Raw genomic sequence first — 16,158 nt, forward strand, 5'->3', positions numbered from 1 at the left:
AACCGTTACACTTCACTTACTTTTCGGACTGTCAGATTTACCCGGTGCTGCTGGTTTTGGGCCAGTTGAACGGACCTGCATAACCCGTTGAAGAATATCGAACCAGAAAGGTCCGCCGAGTGAGACGGCGAAAATAGTCACCAGCAGGCCCACCACTTTTGCCAGCCATTCAGCACCCCCTTGCGGCCATCCTTTCCAGCCCAGTTCGAAGCCTGCAGACTGCATAACGGCAATCGCGTGGTTATATTTACCTTTAGCTGCCGCGATGCGCTCCTTGTCCTGAGCCTGATTTTTCGCCTCATTGACTTCCTGCTGCGCGATCGCCACCATTTTTTCTCGAACATCAGGATTGGAGGCCAGCACAGTCGCAAGGTTGAGGGTGTCAATATTCCCCCCAAGAACCAGAACGGTGGCGACAATCAACGTGATGGTCTGCATTTTTCGTTTATACCAACCCGAGGCGCGATCCATTACCGCATCAAACTGTTTTGCAACCGCGTTGCGAAACGTGGCCGCGTTATTGCCCGTCTGCGCCACCACTGTTTCGAGGATGCCTTTGATCCGATTATTTTTGGCATTTCCCGGCATGGCGTTCACTCCAGCGGAGAGCGTTGCCATCGCACTTTTGCTGACAACTAACGCCTCCACGACTTGCGCGACAATGTCTGGGGGAATATAGGAAGGACGCCCCTGGTTTCCTTTACTTAGGGACTGAATTAACGGATGTTCAAAAAACTGAGTAATAAATTGCTGATTTTGAGACAGATCGCCTGAAAGGAACTCGCTCAGCGCCACGTCAAGATTTTGACTACGAATACGGGTCCACGCAGAAATAGCTTCAACAATCGCGGTACATGCTATCCCAAACATGAAATACACAGTCATTATCCCAATTAATATATCAAGCGTTTCAAGTCCAAACATATTGTCTCCCTCACGGTGAAGAACGTTTGGTCAACCGATAGCAGAACCATGCGGGTTGCTTCCTGAAAATATGAGTCAGAAACAGTGAGTATTCGGTAAGAGGTTCGTAGTAATTACTAGCGCGGTATCAATCAGAAGTCTGATGTCCTTTGGCTAGCCACATGCGTTATCTAATAAACAGTCACTAATAAAATATTACTATCCTGTCAGTCCAAATTAAAACCATTTTATTAATGCCATTCCCTGCGGAAATACGTAAATCTTAATTACTCCGATTAATTTTAGTTGGTAATATTCAGAAAAAATCAATAAAGGAAAGACACTCCAACCATGTTTAAAGCAAGGTCAAGCAAAATGAAAACATTAAAATACATAGTTTTCAGTATTTTTATAGCCATACTAAATGGTTGCGGCATGTCCAACACAGGTGTTACCAGTATGGCATCTAGCAGCAATGAAATAAATATATTAACTCAAAAACCAGATTATGCCATTGTCAAGGTTTTGTATGCCACCGATAGAAATTATAACAGCGGCGCACCACCCAACCAATCATATGGAATCAATCGAGCCTCAATCTCCTATGGACTCTGTGAAGTTAGCATTCCTCGACACCACATTATAGGAGTAACTGAACAACCTTCATTTTTAAAGCTTGAGTTCAAAGAAGATCCCAAAAAACACGTGGCCTTACTTGGTGTAACGCCTTTAGCTAAAAATGTTTTTTTCAATTACCTTGTATCCACAGTAAGCAATATACCAGAGAAAAAGACCTTCATTTTCGTTCATGGGTATAATGTCTCATTCGCCGAGGCAGCCAGAAAAACAGCTCAAATATACTATGATTTAAACATCGATATGGTCCCTGTCTTTTATAGCTGGCCTTCACAGGCCAGAACTTCTGCTTATACCATCGATGAGCAAAATGCTGAGTGGACACAAACCAACCTAAAAAATTTCCTTATCGACTTTCTTGAGAAATCCGATTCAAAAAATATTTACCTGATAGCCCACAGCATGGGTAATAGAATTTTATCGCGGGCGATTATTGATGTATTGAATACAAATACAGATTATCGAAATCGCATAAAAGAGGTCATTCTAACTGCTCCTGACATAGATGCCGATGTTTTCAAACGAGACATTGCCCCTGCACTGGTGGCACAAGGAGAACCTGTTACTTTATATGCTTCATCAACAGATAAGGCGTTAGCCGCATCCCAGACGATACACCGTTATCCGCGAGCGGGTGATTCGTCTACGGGTTTGATTTATTATCCTGGAATAGAATCGATTGACGCAACTAATGTTGATACTAGCTTTATAGGCCATAGTTACCCAAGCGAAGAACGTTCTGTGCTTTCAGATATTTTTTATCTTATTAATGATAACAAGCGAGCATCCCAACGCATCGGGCTAAGCTACATTGAAGCTGGGCAATACTGGAAAATCAATGAATGAATAAATAATGAATTCAAACATTCTGAATAACACAAGTATACCCTGTTCGGCGATAGTAGACTCCTGGAGACAAGAGTCTACTATCAGTACGAATGTCCATAACCAGGAACGACCAGGTAAAAGCTAACACTCATGTGTCGAACTACATTTAACCTTATGTATTTGCTATATATCTAGTTATGTTAAGACATCCCCCAAGGAAGAATATGACTGTGCCACTTTCGTCTGTCCCTCATCCCTCTGCTCACGGCATTTTGCCTGCCCACGTTAGCCCATCAGGCAACGTTGAATAAAGTCAAAGAAGCAGAAAGCCAGCTCACCGCACGCGTTTATGCCGAGCTGGATCTCACCAGCGGCGCTGGTGCTATCACCCGTTGACGCCGGGCAAGAGCAGCTCAAACCGTCGCATTAAGTACGGCCTGCCTGACCTGGTCGAGTACTCGCCGGTAACGGAAAAACATCTTGCGGACGGCATGACCGTCGGCGAATTATACGATGCCACCATCACCCTATGCTGAGTAAAGTGGTTTAAATCCAGCAATGTGCCCACATTAAGAAGAGATACTCTAGAATTATTCATTATATCTATGACTACCAATAACTTTTTAGATTTTGTAAAATAATTTGAACTGAATTAATGTGACGTCAAAATCACTGGAGAAAGTCTTATGAAACTCGCCATCTATAGTACAAAACAGTACGACAAGAAGTATCTGCAGCAGGTTAACGAGGCTTTTGGTTTTGAACTTGAATTCTTTGACTTTTTGTTGACGGAAAAAACAGCGAAAACCGCCCATGGTTGTGAAGCCGTGTGCATTTTCGTCAACGACGATGGCAGCCGCCCTGTTCTGGAAGAACTGAAAAAGCACGGTGTGAAATACATCGCGCTGCGCTGTGCCGGGTTCAATAACGTCGATCTGGACGCTGCGAAAGAGTTGGGCTTGCAGGTTGTACGTGTTCCTGCCTATTCACCTGAAGCCGTCGCCGAACATGCAATCGGTATGATGATGACGCTGAACCGCCGTATCCATCGTGCTTATCAGCGTACGCGTGACGCCAACTTCTCTCTTGAGGGGCTGACCGGCTTTACCATGTATGGCAAAACGGCTGGGGTGATTGGTACAGGTAAAATCGGTGTTGCTGCACTGCGGATCCTGAAAGGGTTTGGTATGCGCCTGCTGGCGTTTGATCCCTACCCAAGCGCTGCTGCGCTGGAGCTAGGCGTTGAATATGTCGATCTTAAAACACTGTTTGCGGAGTCTGATGTTATTTCCCTGCACTGCCCGTTAACACCAGAAAATTATCATCTGCTCAATCACGAAGCTTTTGAGCAAATGAAAAATGGCGTGATGGTTATCAACACCAGCCGCGGGGCGTTGATCGATTCTCAGGCAGCAATCGACGCGCTGAAAAACCAGAAGATCGGTTCCCTGGGGATGGACGTGTACGAAAATGAACGCGACCTGTTCTTTGAAGATAAGTCCAATGATGTGATTCAGGATGATGTGTTCCGTCGTTTGTCAGCCTGTCATAACGTCCTGTTCACCGGGCATCAGGCATTCCTGACTGCCGAAGCATTGACCAGCATTTCTGAAACAACCTTGCAGAATCTGGCTCAAATCGCCAAAGGCGAAACCTGCCCGAACGCCCTCTTCTAATCATTCCGCTCCCCCGCCTCCGGGGGAGCATTTTCAGATAACCCCCGATGATAAATCTGGCGATATCATTACCATCATGAATGCAATTCCGCCACGAACGTAGAGAAAGTTAATGAAGAAAATTGTCACGCTGATTGCGCTCAGCATGCTGATGGCTGGCTGTGTGAGCAATGGAAAAATTTCCGTCAATCGCGAACAGTTACAGCACCACCGTTTTGTTTTACAGAGCGTCAATGGCAAGCCGGTAACCGTCGCCAATACCCCACCTGAATTAAGTTTCGGTGAAAATATGACGGTGTCGGGAAAAATGTGTAATCAGTTCCACGGTCAGGGCAAGCTGTCCGACGGTGAATTAAAAGTGAAAGACATGGCAATGACGCGCATGATGTGCGCCGATCCACAGCTTAACGCGCTCGACGGCATCGTCAGCGAGATGTTTAAGCAAGGCGCACAGGTTGATCTGACTGCTGACCAGTTAACACTGGCTACGGCAGAACAAACGTTGACGTTTAAACTGGCAGATTTAATGTAGTAAAAGCAGTGGTTCAATAATTTCCACAGCTTCCGGCGGCAAGCGACTGCTCACTACAGCGTTTGCCGTTAGGTAATGCACACATCCCGATAGCAGAACCATCCAGTTGACGGGCAACGGATAGCGAACCGCCAATCATGGCACAATTTGCCTCTCCAGAACTGGACATTGCGGCCTTCATCCCCGGTGCAACGTGTGCGGCCGTTGCCTGCTGAACAGGTTCACTGCTGCAAGCCGATAATAATAACGCGGCACACCCTACCCAAAACGCTGCGCGCATCTTACTCCCCTCTGAATATTAACCAAACGACACAGCCATAAATAATAGGCAGCGAAAACACCGCCGTCGAGAGGCAAAATGCGCATTTATGCGTGCTGTTTACATTTTCTGGCAATTTTTTGGCTCCTCCTTTGATCAAACCATTCATTCTGCTTATTCCCAGGACACAAAAGCGAAAATCTGTCTTTAGCGCTTTTGCTAAAATAGAAAGATATAACTACAGGATTCGCCGCGGTTACGCGGATCCCTCTTTTTGCGCAATGTAAGGGTGTCAGTATGCAAACAATTGACGGTAATGGTGCGGTTGCTTCGGTCGCATTTCGTACCAGCGAAGTTATCGCCATCTACCCGATTACACCAAGTTCGACGATGGCGGAACAGGCAGACGCCTGGGCCGGGAACGGGCTTAAAAACGTGTGGGGGGATACCCCTCGCGTCGTTGAAATGCAGTCGGAAGGCGGTGCGATCGCGACCGTTCACGGCGCGTTGCAGACCGGCGCGCTCTCTACGTCGTTTACCTCATCGCAGGGCCTGTTGCTGATGATCCCAACGCTGTACAAACTGGCCGGTCAGTTGACGCCATTTGTGCTGCACGTTGCCGCGCGTACGATTGCTACTCATGCGCTGTCTATCTTCGGTGACCATTCCGACGTAATGGCGGTGCGCCAGACGGGTTGTGCGATGCTCTGCGCCAGCAGCGTCCAGGAAGCACAGGATTTCGCACTGATTTCACAAATCGCCACCCTGAAAAGTCGGGTGCCTTTTATTCATTTCTTTGATGGTTTCCGTACTTCGCATGAAATCAATAAAATTGTGCCGCTAGCCGATGACACGATCCTCGGACTGATGCCGCAGGCGGAAATCGATGCTCACCGCGCCCGCGCGCTTAATCCAGAGCATCCGGTTATTCGCGGTACATCTGCGAACCCGGATACCTACTTCCAGTCGCGCGAAGCGACAAACCCCTGGTACAACGCGGTTTACGAAAACGTCGAACAGGCGATGAACGACTTCGCCGCGGCGACGGGCCGCCAGTATCAACCCTTTGAATATTACGGTCATCCGCAGGCAGAACGCGTCATTATCTTGATGGGTTCTGCGATTGGTACCTGCGAAGAAGTCGTCGACGAGTTACTTGCTCGTGGAGAGAAAGTTGGCGTCCTGAAAGTTCGACTGTTCCGCCCCTTCTCCGCCAGACATTTACTGCAAGTATTACCAGAAACGGCGCGTAGCGTTGCCGTTCTGGATCGCACCAAAGAGCCTGGCGCCCAGGCAGAACCGTTGTATCTGGATGTAATGACCGCGTTGGCAGAAGCCTTTAACTGCGGTGAGCGGGAAACCCTACCGCGCGTGATTGGCGGACGTTACGGGCTTTCTTCTAAAGAGTTTGGCCCGGACTGCGTGATGGCGGTGTTTAATGAACTGAGCAGCGCTAAGCCCAAATCACGTTTTACGGTCGGTATTTATGACGACGTCACCAATTTGTCGCTACCTCTGCCAGAAAACACCCTGCCCGGTACCGCGAAGCTCGAAGCGCTGTTCTACGGTCTGGGCAGTGACGGTAGCGTGTCGGCCACCAAAAACAATATCAAGATTATCGGTAACTCCACGCCGTGGTACGCGCAGGGCTATTTCGTCTATGACTCGAAAAAAGCAGGTGGCCTGACCGTTTCTCACCTGCGCGTCAGTGAGAAGCCTATCCGTTCCGCGTATCTGGTATCGCAGGCTGATTTTGTCGGCTGCCATCAGTTGCAGTTTATCGATAAATATCAAATGGCCGAGCGTCTGAAGCCTGGCGGTATTTTCCTGCTCAATACCCCGTACAGCGTGGATGAAGTCTGGGCGCGTTTGCCGCAGGAAGTTCAGGCGGTCCTGAATCAGAAGAAAGCCCGTTTCTATGTGATTAATGCGGCCAAAATCGCGCGCGAGTGCGGTCTGGCTGCGCGTATTAACACCGTGATGCAGATGGCATTCTTCCATCTGACGCAAATCTTACCTGGTGACAGCGCGCTGATTGAATTGCAGGGTGCGATTGCGAAAAGCTACAGCAATAAAGGTCAGGATCTGGTGGAACGTAACTGGCAGGCGCTGGCGCTGGCACGTGAATCCGTTGCCGAAGTGGCACTGCAACCGGTTGATCCACACAGCGCCAACCGTCCGCCGGTAGTTTCCGATGCCGCGCCTGATTTCGTGAAAACCGTCACCGCAGCGATGCTCGCCGGACTCGGCGATGCCCTGCCCGTTTCAGCGTTACCGCCGGACGGTACCTGGCCGATGGGTACCACGCGCTGGGAAAAACGCAATATTGCCGAAGAGATCCCAATCTGGAAAGAAGATCTGTGTACCCAGTGTAATCATTGCGTTGCCGCCTGTCCGCACTCGGCCATCCGTGCCAAAGTGGTATCACCAGAAGCGATGGAAAACGCGCCTGCCAGCCTGCATTCGTTGGATGTGAAATCACGCGATATGCGCGGTCAGAAATATGTCCTGCAGATTGCACCTGAAGATTGCACCGGTTGTAATCTGTGCGTCGAAGTGTGCCCTGCGAAAGACAGGCAAAATCCGGAGATCAAGGCCATCAATATGATGTCGCGCCTTGAGCATGTTGAAGAAGAAAAAGTTAACTACGACTTCTTCCTCAATCTGCCGGAGATTGATCGCACTAAACTGGAACGTATTGATATTCGTACCTCGCAGTTGATAACGCCGCTGTTTGAATATTCCGGCGCCTGCTCTGGCTGTGGTGAAACGCCGTATATCAAACTGCTTACGCAGCTGTACGGCGATCGTATGCTGATCGCCAATGCGACCGGCTGTTCATCGATTTATGGCGGTAACCTGCCCTCAACGCCGTATACCACCGATGCCAATGGCCGTGGACCTGCATGGGCGAACTCACTGTTTGAGGATAACGCCGAGTTCGGTCTGGGCTTCCGTCTGACGGTGGATCAGCATCGTGTGCGCGTCATGCGTTTACTGGAACAGTTTGCCGATAAAATCCCGGCTGAGCTGAATGACGCCCTGCACGCGGAGGCAACACCAGAAGTCCGTCGTGAGCAAGTTGCCGCGCTGCGCCAGCACCTGAAAGATGTCGAAGGCGCACAGCAGCTGTTAACCGATGCCGACGCGCTGGTCGAAAAATCCATCTGGCTGATTGGCGGCGACGGCTGGGCTTACGATATTGGCTTTGGCGGCCTGGATCACGTCCTGAGCCTGACCGAGAACGTCAATATTCTGGTGCTGGATACTCAATGTTACTCCAACACGGGTGGACAAGCATCGAAAGCCACGCCGCTCGGGGCCGTCACCAAATTTGGCGAGCACGGTAAGCGCAAGGCGCGTAAAGATCTTGGCGTCAGTATGATGATGTACGGGCACGTGTATGTTGCACAGATCTCTCTGGGCGCACAGCTAAACCAGACGGTGAAAGCGATTCAGGAAGCGGAAGCCTATCCAGGTCCGTCGCTGATTATCGCCTATAGCCCATGTGAGGAGCACGGTTACGATCTTGCGCTAAGCCACGATCAGATGCGCCAGCTCACGGCTACCGGATTCTGGCCGCTGTACCGCTTTGATCCGCGTCGTGCAGACGAAGGTAAATTGCCGCTGGCGCTGGACTCTCGCCCACCGTCAGACGCGCTGGCTGAGACATTGATGAACGAGCAGCGCTTCCGCCGCCTGAATGCTCAACAACCCGAGGTTGCGGAGCAACTGTGGAAAGACGCAACGGCTGACTTGCAAAAACGCTACGATTTCCTGGCGCAATTGGCAGGAAAAGCAGAAAAAAGCAGCACTGATTAATACGCTCTGTCAGGTATTAACCAGGAGTCAAAAAAAAAGCCCGAACAATTGTTCGGGCTTGTCAATTTATTCGCTGAGTAGTGAGCATTCCTGCCAACATACCAACGACAATAAATTAAGTCGTGACAATAAAGGCATATAACCCGCGCAGAATAACGCAATGAGATTCACTTGTATAATTTTTATTTTATATATTTTCACAACAAAACATTCATGATAATTATCACCATTTCAGCAGAATTATTTATTTAAGGTTTTACTTAAGGCGTAACAATTCATATTTATCTCTTTACGGAACTTCTCCTTTAGCATGCTTTTACTCCCTACACGGGTAGTCACAGGTTAATAAAAAAACTAAAGGATTATTTCAATGAACAGAAAAGTATTGGCACTTGTAATTCCTGCACTGTTAGCGGCAGGCGCTGCTCACGCTGCTGAAGTTTATAATAAAGACGGCAACAAATTAGATCTCTATGGCAAAGTAGACGGCCTGCATTACTTCTCCGACGACGCCAACAGCGATGGCGATCAGACTTATATGCGTATGGGCTTCAAAGGTGAAACTCAGGTTAACGATATGATCACCGGTTATGGCCAGTGGGAATATCAGGTTCAGGCTAACGGTACTGAAAGCGGCGATAAAGGTGATTCCTGGACTCGTCTGGCCTTCGCCGGTATTAAAGTTGGCGACTACGGTTCATTCGACTACGGTCGTAACTACGGTGTACTGTACGACGTAGAAGGCTGGACCGATATGCTGCCAGAATTCGGTGGCGACTCCTATACCAAGGCTGATAACTTCATGACCGGTCGTGCTAACGGCGTAGCGACCTACCGTAACACCGACTTCTTCGGTCTGGTTGACGGTCTGAACGTTGCGCTGCAGTATCAGGGCGCGAACGAAAGTCAAAACGGGCAGGAAGGCACCAATAATAGTGGTGACCGTAATGTGAAGAACTCCAACGGTGACGGCTTCGGTATCTCCTCTACCTACGATCTGGGTATGGGCGTAAGCTTCGGTGCAGCATATACCTCTTCCGATCGTACCAACGAGCAGGTAAATCAATCCACTGCTGGCGGCGACAAAGCGGATGCGTGGACTGCCGGTCTGAAATACGACGCGAACAACATCTATCTGGCAACCATGTACTCCGAAACCCGCAATATGACTCCGTATGGCGGCTCAGACGGTCACGACAATACTATTGCCAACAAAACTCAGAACTTTGAAGTTACGGCACAATATCAATTCGACTTTGGTCTGCGTCCGGAAGTGTCTTTCCTGATGTCTAAAGGTAAGGATCTGACCATGCCAGGTACTGCAGCAAGCCCAGCAGGAACCAGCACAGACAAAGATCTGGTGAAATATGCTTCTGTAGGTGCAACTTACTACTTTAACAAAAACTTCTCCACCTATGTTGATTATAAAATCAACCTTCTGGATGAAGATGACCAATTCTACAAAGACAACGGTATCTCTACCGATGACGTTGTAGCACTGGGTATGGTTTACCAGTTCTAATCTGTCTCTGATAGCCCGCTGGCAACAGCGGGCTTTCCTTTCTGTTATCGCAATTCTGTTTTATCCAGATCAAAACATTATATCTGTTGCGTTAAAATACACCTTTGATAGATGATATCTTGCATTAATACCTGTAGTAGAGGATACCTGCAATGAATCATCACCCCGTTAAATCATCCCGTATTGCATCCGTCGGCTATGACGAATCCTCTCGCACACTGGAAATTCGCTTTCATCAACTCACTACATTGCAGTATCAGCATGTCCCGGCGCGTATTTTTCGTGATTTCCTTAGCGTGGTCTCTAAGGGCCGATTTTATGATGGGGTTATAAAAGGGAAATTTCCTGAAATCAAAATAAAGTGATGCCAAAATGTGATCTTTGTCATTGTACATAAAGTGCCATTACGCGGTAAGCTTTAGATGGATACTTAAACAGGAGGTTTTATGAACAGAACGATTCTTGTACCCATCGATATTTCAGACTCAGAATTAACTCAACGCGTTATTGCCCATGTTGAAGCAGAGGCAAAAATTGACGATGCGCAGGTCCATTTTCTGACCGTTATTCCGTCACTGCCCTATTACGCTTCTCTGGGACTGGCCTACTCGGCAGAGTTACCGGCCATGGACGATCTGAAAGCCGAAGCAAAATCTCAACTGGAAGAGATTATCAAGAAGTTCAATATCCCAACGGACAGAGTGCATGTTCACGTTGCTGAAGGTGCACCAAAAGATAAAATCCTGGAGATAGCCAGGAAATTACCAGCAGATATGGTCATTATTGCGTCACACCGACCGGACATCACCACTTATCTGCTGGGCTCTAACGCCGCAGCCGTGGTGCGTCACGCGGAGTGTTCAGTTTTGGTGGTTCGCTAAGCTGTCTGGCCCGCACACCGTTGCGGGCTTTTTGTTTCCTCTCTTTTACCCCACGACTCCTGACCTAAATGTGCTGACATTTTTCTCGCTTATCCGTACCACACACGCCATAGTTTTTAGATCAGACTTTTTTAATACTTTCTCTGGCATCTGGCTGGAAGTTTCTGTGTGTGGACGCTTTTCACAGTCAATGACGCGTGAAGATTATCTCGCCCTTCTCGCTGGAGAAGTCGAACGAGACATTCCATATGGTCCGTAACCGATCGGGCATTTCAACGTAGTACCAGGGACCAAAGTTCTGCTTCTGAGCGGACGTGAATTGCAGCCGACGGCTCCGTGACGGCTGATAAATTTATATGGCACGCCATGACGCGTGCCGTTGGGAATGTGAATAATCAAGGTGCCATACTTATTGACCCTTTATAACTACCGTTATGTCTATTGGATCGGCTCGCTGGTTAACGTTTACATAACCGAGGATGCGTCCATGTCCAGTCGTCATTGAATCTTCCCCCTTTTCCGACGTTGTTACTATAATCCGGATTGTGCATTATCCAACCTACCACTCCCTGGCTTGTCCAGCCATCTGGACAGTTCTCTGCATTAGTAACAACCACAAACTTCAACGCAACTTTTTCTTTATTCGAATCATTTTCTAAAGATAATGTTTTTGCGGAAAGTTCAAAGCTACTCGCCTCAAGCTTGTCCACTCGGTTCGAAATGTTTTGAGCCATATCTATTGGCATTCTTTCATCTTGTGGTAAAAAAACAGTGTAGTTACCTAGATTGGTGGCCAGTGTTATTACTTGCTCTTCATACGTTTTAACCCCTGCCCCCTGTGCCTTAGCAATTCTCGAACAAGAAATGCTAATGCTTGGTTCAACTTTGGTGTACGTCTCTTCAGTTATATTTTTAAGCTGTCCATCAACTTGTGATTTACATAAAACACCATCATCAGGAGTAGGGAACAATCCTTTTAACTCTAATTTCGTTGCTGAACCGCTTTGCAAATAAAACACGACGGATTTTGCGTTTGGTATTTCATGCGTCACCACTGCTCCAGTCGCAGCGATCCGCAAGCATGAGTCTATTGTTTCCAAAGACTTGGTGGCGATTTTCTCTTCGTACGAGAATTTTCTCTCGGCAGCAGTTGCTACTGACGAGTAATTTTTACAAAAGTTTCTAAAGCCTTCTTCTGTCGAAGAATAACTTCCAGTAAATTTAATTGGGATGGCTTTTATCACCATATCCAACCCAATCCCGCCACCAGATGCTTTTGTGGAGCCACTCTGGTCACAATATTGGTCAAATGCACTATTTAGAAATGCTGACGACTGGCTCGATATATTATATTCTTTTAGGGTGTTGGCTAACCCGACACAGCTATTCATATCTGCAAATGAAATTAATGGGATGAAAGCCAGGCTTATAGAAAGTATTTTTTCTGTTTTCATCGACTCACCCACGATATTGATTGCAAATTTAAAAACACTTAATTATATAATCGTTCACATTTCAATTACTGGAATAGTAGTTTTGTATGAATTTCATGAGCACCTTAAATACTCACGCGCTATCTAATGCATAATAAATCAGAATATCTCAGCGTATACCGTAGCGAGAGCATCTCCCTCTTTATCTGCCATTGTTGCTGTATCCCCTGCCCGGCAAAGAACAAAGTCCCCCTGCCATCTTTCGTATTGAGGTGATCCAACACCTCCATCAATTTTTCACTCCCGGCGTGCGGCACGTGGTCGTCAAACAGGTTGAGCTGAGCCAGACCCTGACTGAAGAAGCCACCAAGAATAATTCCCGCTTTCTGATATTGGTGGCCGTCGCGCCAAATCGCATCAAGGCAACGCGTAGCCGCGCTGATGATGGCCCGACTGTCTTATGCTTCATTGAAGAGCTGTTGCCATAATAAGGTTCGTTAAGGGCAAACGGCGAGGTTTTGACGAATGCTGACACAATCCGGCAGTATTGATGTTCACTACGCAACTTCTCCGCTACACGCGTAGCATAGCTGCAAATAGCCTGGGAAGTTATTTCATGCGATCAATGGTTAATTCAACTTTCATAATAGCCTTCATTGCATTTACTGTGTTTTTATACAGCATAACTGTACACAAAAATGATCAACGTTTTAAGAGCACAAATTGTTAATTTCCTGTCAGTAGTAAAAAAAGAAAACACGCCTTAGCGGGTTGAATTATCTATGCTTTATAAGGAGCGATTTCTTTCAGCTGGCAAAATCCAGGTAAATTAACACAAGCATGGGTTTCGACGAATGAAGACTAAATTTTCCAACTGCAGGAGATCATCCTCGTGGAACCGAATCAAGATCCAGATAGGGACATAGTAATATCAAGGCAGCAAGTCATTCTTTACCCTGCGGTGGCATAGCCGGTGGCATATACCAGCTATCTTTGGGCACCATCACACTGTTTTCCGGTTGCAGCACAAAGTTCGGGGACATAATCTGCACATTAAATTCATTGAAGACATCCTGAATATTGCTGTGCAGTTCGTTACGGGCATCTGCCAGCGACACGCCCGGTAACAGACATACTTGCAACTCGTAGGCGATATACCAGTCCATCAGATTCAATTGACGAACCAACGGTGGCTGTGAAAGATCAACGCCTTTGGCTCGCTTGCCCGCCAACTCGAGCATTGCATGGACCTGGCGCCAGGGAGTGTCATAACCAATAGTGACACCAACAGTCAGGTTGACACCTCCGTTAACGCTTTGTGAGCTCAAATTAGTAATTTTCCCGCTTACCACTACCGCATTAGGTACCGTGACCACATAATTTTCACGGGTGATGATCTTTGTCGCCAGCATACCGATTTCGCTTACCAGCCCCTCGTTATCAGCCACCCGGATCATGTCCCCTTTTCGCAGAGCGCGAGAGTAGATCAATACCAGCCCACTCATGGCGTGGTTCATAACCCCGGCCGAACCAAGTGTGAGCATCAGTCCAAAGAATACACTGATGCCTTTAAATGCCAAGGAATTGGCTCCGGGTAAAAAAGGGTAAGCTGCTGATAATGCAAAGAGCCATACCACCACAGATATCAACTTACGGGTGGCTCCTACTGTCTCTGGATGAATACCCGGCAATTGTAAACGCCCTGCTTCCACTTGGTTGAGTATCGCCTTTAACAGTTTCAGGATTAATGCTGTGATGAAGAAAATGATCAGTACGATCATTAACCCCGGCAGGGCCGAGACGATGGACAATGCAATCCCTTGCACCACGCGTACAGGCCAATCACCTAATGATTCTCCCCAGACGCGTGTCCAGGGAAACAGACCGAACACCCAACTGAGCCAGACATACAACGCCACGATGCCTATCAGAATTATTAGAATGGCATATAAGCGTGTTTCAATTGCGCCAATAAACCGTCTCCAGTGTTGGGGGATCAAGCTACGGTTCTCAATAATACGCCGACGATAAACTCGGCTCACCCAGCGACAGGAACGGTATGAGCAGTACCAGAAAAGAACCAGTCCCAGGAATCCCACCGCAGTCTTCACTGCTGAAAGTACCAGCCAGCCACTGTTAAACTGATCGTTCAGCGCTTTTCGCTGCTTCTCCATGCGCCCCAGTACACGATGTGCCGCCTGATCGAGTGTGAGATCATCCCCTTCATCCAGGTCGCCTGCGCTAAGCAACATCACTGGTTTACCGTTCATCACGATAAGCCTTCCAGGTTGGTTATAACGGGTGACAGAAACGATTTTTAGCGGCTCACGCACATCGGTTTCAGTGAAGTTTCGCAATGTGTTACGGATACGTAGCACCCGCTCCTCCGGAGTGCTCAAACCGAACTTTGCCTGCAGCATCACTATCGGTTGATGGAAGATATATACTGTGCGTGCGCGTTCTTGCTCGGAGGGTTCCTGCCGGGGTTCAGCGGCAATCGATGTGAAAGCTATGATGGTAGTAAAGCAGGTTAAGAAAGCGAGCAGGACCCTTTTCATCACAAGCACCCCAAAGGCTAATTATCTTGTTATTGTCTGAATCAAAATAAGGTTTCACCCTCTCTTGAGCATAGACTAGCGTTTTGCTTATGCTACGCCTGTAACAAACGGTTTTATTTGTATTATCGATGGAGTTAACTCAGCATTTTGGCTGGATTTAACGCAACAATCCCGTACAGTCATTCAACCTTATTGTAATTCAAAGCAACGCATACCTCCGTCCTTTCTGATACACACAGAGAACGCTCCTACCATTCCTGGGGAGCCGTAACGCTAAAAATTAATATGGTGATCATTATTATTTATGTATTTTATTTTCTCCAGCACATATCTAAAAAGACAAGATTTTAGGGGCGTTCTTATGTTATACAAATAACATCCAAGTGATTATATTATTCGACGCCGCATTGTTACTTTAATGTTTCAATCAAATATAATTAATGTTTACGCAGAAAGTAAACATTAATTATATGTTATTTATTAAAGGAAATGAAAAGTGAGCGTTAATGTAAAAGTTAAAAGACCATGCTTAGGTATTCTTATTGTTTGTGCAGTCATTGCTGTTTCCGGATGCAGTTCTCTAATTGTAAAAGCAGAGAGAAATTCTGACGAACGTGCACAAAAATGTTGACCAGAAAGCACAGGCAGCAAAAAAAGCAGGCGTGAAACACTGGAACGGCATGAAACTGGAAATGACACCGAACGGCCTTGTCGTTGATGGTAAGCCAGCAGCAACTGCTGAAGAAACAAAAGAAACTACAACTTACCAACAAGGATTGTATACATTTATCGCTTATAAAAACGGTAAGCTTGCTGTGATGGATGATAAAGGCGTATTTAAAGGTTATGCAAAGTAAGTAATCAAATTAATGTCTTTTGATTCAAGTTATGTCGCACACTAAACCTCGCATTGCGGTTTTTTTTATAAAAAGCCGCATACATTGTATTTAGAATTAATACTACGAATTATCAATCCTGCTTACTTTCACACATATGCCCTTTTCTATTTTTCGCGGGTTTCGAATTTCTCAATAGCGACCTGTATGAGTTGGGTTGATTTTCCGATCTGCATCATTATTTGCCATTACAACCACTTAATCTGGTGAAC

The 16,158-nt window shown here is 47.0% G+C and carries 12 protein-coding genes and 4 pseudogenes; 11 read left to right on the forward strand and 5 right to left on the reverse strand.

The annotated features are described in order from the left end of the window. Nucleotides 1-12: 12 nt before the first annotated feature. Nucleotides 13-870 carry a hypothetical protein gene (locus tag AL515_RS13365; protein ID WP_129533670.1) on the reverse strand — a complete coding sequence of 286 codons (858 nt, stop codon included), beginning with the start codon at nucleotides 868-870 and terminating at the stop codon, nucleotides 13-15. 408 nt (nucleotides 871-1,278) lie between these two features. Between AL515_RS13365 and AL515_RS13370 the strand changes: the two genes are divergently transcribed. The 4 genes and pseudogenes from AL515_RS13370 to hslJ all read left to right on the forward strand — a co-directional run bounded on the left by AL515_RS13370 (nucleotide 1,279) and on the right by hslJ (nucleotide 4,575). Beyond that, complete coding sequence (locus AL515_RS13370) at nucleotides 1,279-2,385, forward strand: alpha/beta hydrolase (protein ID WP_061068827.1); 1,107 nt, start codon at nucleotides 1,279-1,281, stop codon at nucleotides 2,383-2,385. A gap of 210 nt (nucleotides 2,386-2,595) precedes the next feature. After that, nucleotides 2,596-2,897: pseudogene (locus tag AL515_RS23820) on the forward strand (class A beta-lactamase LEN-27); the annotation flags it as partial. Nucleotides 2,898-3,053: 156 nt separating this feature from the next. Then, a complete protein-coding gene (gene ldhA, locus AL515_RS13380) occupies nucleotides 3,054-4,043 on the forward strand; it encodes a D-lactate dehydrogenase (protein WP_048211554.1) in 990 nt (329 codons plus the stop codon). A 112-nt stretch (nucleotides 4,044-4,155) separates the two neighbouring features. Then, nucleotides 4,156-4,575 (forward strand): heat shock protein HslJ, encoded by a 420-nt coding sequence (hslJ, locus tag AL515_RS13385; RefSeq protein WP_061067973.1) that lies wholly within the window; start codon nucleotides 4,156-4,158, stop codon nucleotides 4,573-4,575. 13 nt (nucleotides 4,576-4,588) lie between these two features. On the opposite strand, the gene AL515_RS13390 is transcribed toward hslJ, so the two are convergent. Then, a complete protein-coding gene (locus AL515_RS13390) occupies nucleotides 4,589-4,855 on the reverse strand; it encodes a putative hemolysin (RefSeq protein ID WP_003020360.1) in 267 nt (88 codons plus the stop codon). Nucleotides 4,856-5,131: 276 nt separating this feature from the next. On the opposite strand from AL515_RS13390, the gene nifJ reads away from it, so the two are divergent. The 6 genes and pseudogenes from nifJ to AL515_RS24115 all read left to right on the forward strand — a co-directional run. After that, the gene (gene nifJ, locus AL515_RS13400; RefSeq protein ID WP_061067974.1) at nucleotides 5,132-8,656 is read left to right on the forward strand and encodes a pyruvate:ferredoxin (flavodoxin) oxidoreductase; all 3,525 of its coding nucleotides are present in this window, start codon (nucleotides 5,132-5,134) and stop codon (nucleotides 8,654-8,656) included. A gap of 370 nt (nucleotides 8,657-9,026) precedes the next feature. Then, entirely contained in the window at nucleotides 9,027-10,178 is a 1,152-nt protein-coding gene (ompC, locus tag AL515_RS13405; protein WP_061067975.1) for a porin OmpC, read from the forward strand. A 152-nt stretch (nucleotides 10,179-10,330) separates the two neighbouring features. Further along, the gene (locus tag AL515_RS13410; protein WP_071887345.1) at nucleotides 10,331-10,543 is read left to right on the forward strand and encodes a KTSC domain-containing protein; all 213 of its coding nucleotides are present in this window, start codon (nucleotides 10,331-10,333) and stop codon (nucleotides 10,541-10,543) included. Between the two features lie 81 nt (nucleotides 10,544-10,624). After that, a complete protein-coding gene (gene uspF / locus AL515_RS13415; RefSeq protein ID WP_005126652.1) occupies nucleotides 10,625-11,059 on the forward strand; it encodes a universal stress protein UspF in 435 nt (144 codons plus the stop codon). Between the two features lie 166 nt (nucleotides 11,060-11,225). Next, nucleotides 11,226-11,378 (forward strand): annotated as a pseudogene (locus AL515_RS23615) (SOS response-associated peptidase); the annotation flags it as partial. Continuing rightward, nucleotides 11,378-11,485: pseudogene (locus AL515_RS24115) on the forward strand (SOS response-associated peptidase); the annotation flags it as partial. The pseudogenes AL515_RS23615 and AL515_RS24115, both read left to right, overlap by 1 nt. A 32-nt stretch (nucleotides 11,486-11,517) precedes the next feature. Here AL515_RS24115 and AL515_RS13420 read toward each other — a convergent pair. The 3 genes and pseudogenes from AL515_RS13420 to AL515_RS13430 form a co-directional block, all read right to left on the reverse strand. Then, nucleotides 11,518-12,513 carry a hypothetical protein gene (locus tag AL515_RS13420; RefSeq protein WP_061067976.1) on the reverse strand — a complete coding sequence of 332 codons (996 nt, stop codon included), beginning with the start codon at nucleotides 12,511-12,513 and terminating at the stop codon, nucleotides 11,518-11,520. Nucleotides 12,514-12,632: 119 nt separating this feature from the next. After that, nucleotides 12,633-13,111, reverse strand: a pseudogene (locus tag AL515_RS13425) (DUF4113 domain-containing protein); the annotation flags it as partial. 325 nt (nucleotides 13,112-13,436) lie between these two features. Next, nucleotides 13,437-15,050, reverse strand: coding sequence for a mechanosensitive ion channel family protein (locus AL515_RS13430; RefSeq protein ID WP_061067977.1), 1,614 nt, complete (start codon nucleotides 15,048-15,050; stop codon nucleotides 13,437-13,439). Nucleotides 15,051-15,664: 614 nt separating this feature from the next. Here AL515_RS13430 and AL515_RS13435 point away from each other — a divergent pair. Beyond that, nucleotides 15,665-15,907 carry a hypothetical protein gene (locus AL515_RS13435; protein ID WP_061067978.1) on the forward strand — a complete coding sequence of 81 codons (243 nt, stop codon included), beginning with the start codon at nucleotides 15,665-15,667 and terminating at the stop codon, nucleotides 15,905-15,907. Nucleotides 15,908-16,158 lie beyond the last annotated feature (251 nt).

This window comes from Citrobacter sp. FDAARGOS_156 (assembly GCF_001559235.2).
Lineage (GTDB): Bacteria > Pseudomonadota > Gammaproteobacteria > Enterobacterales > Enterobacteriaceae > Citrobacter > Citrobacter youngae.

What these genes read in the sequence shown, in the direction of transcription:
- AL515_RS13410 (WP_071887345.1), top strand. Translation starts at nt 10,331, where the DNA reads ATGAATCATCACCCCGTTAAATCATCCCGTATTGCATCCGTCGGCTAT.
- AL515_RS13420 (WP_061067976.1), bottom strand. Translation starts at nt 12,513, where the DNA reads ATGAAAACAGAAAAAATACTTTCTATAAGCCTGGCTTTCATCCCATTA.
- nifJ (WP_061067974.1), top strand. Translation starts at nt 5,132, where the DNA reads ATGCAAACAATTGACGGTAATGGTGCGGTTGCTTCGGTCGCATTTCGT.
- AL515_RS13430 (WP_061067977.1), bottom strand. Translation starts at nt 15,050, where the DNA reads ATGAAAAGGGTCCTGCTCGCTTTCTTAACCTGCTTTACTACCATCATA.
- ompC (WP_061067975.1), top strand. Translation starts at nt 9,027, where the DNA reads ATGAACAGAAAAGTATTGGCACTTGTAATTCCTGCACTGTTAGCGGCA.
- AL515_RS13390 (WP_003020360.1), bottom strand. Translation starts at nt 4,855, where the DNA reads ATGCGCGCAGCGTTTTGGGTAGGGTGTGCCGCGTTATTATTATCGGCT.
- AL515_RS13365 (WP_129533670.1), bottom strand. Translation starts at nt 870, where the DNA reads ATGTTTGGGATAGCATGTACCGCGATTGTTGAAGCTATTTCTGCGTGG.
- AL515_RS13370 (WP_061068827.1), top strand. Translation starts at nt 1,279, where the DNA reads ATGAAAACATTAAAATACATAGTTTTCAGTATTTTTATAGCCATACTA.
- hslJ (WP_061067973.1), top strand. Translation starts at nt 4,156, where the DNA reads ATGAAGAAAATTGTCACGCTGATTGCGCTCAGCATGCTGATGGCTGGC.
- ldhA (WP_048211554.1), top strand. Translation starts at nt 3,054, where the DNA reads ATGAAACTCGCCATCTATAGTACAAAACAGTACGACAAGAAGTATCTG.
- uspF (WP_005126652.1), top strand. Translation starts at nt 10,625, where the DNA reads ATGAACAGAACGATTCTTGTACCCATCGATATTTCAGACTCAGAATTA.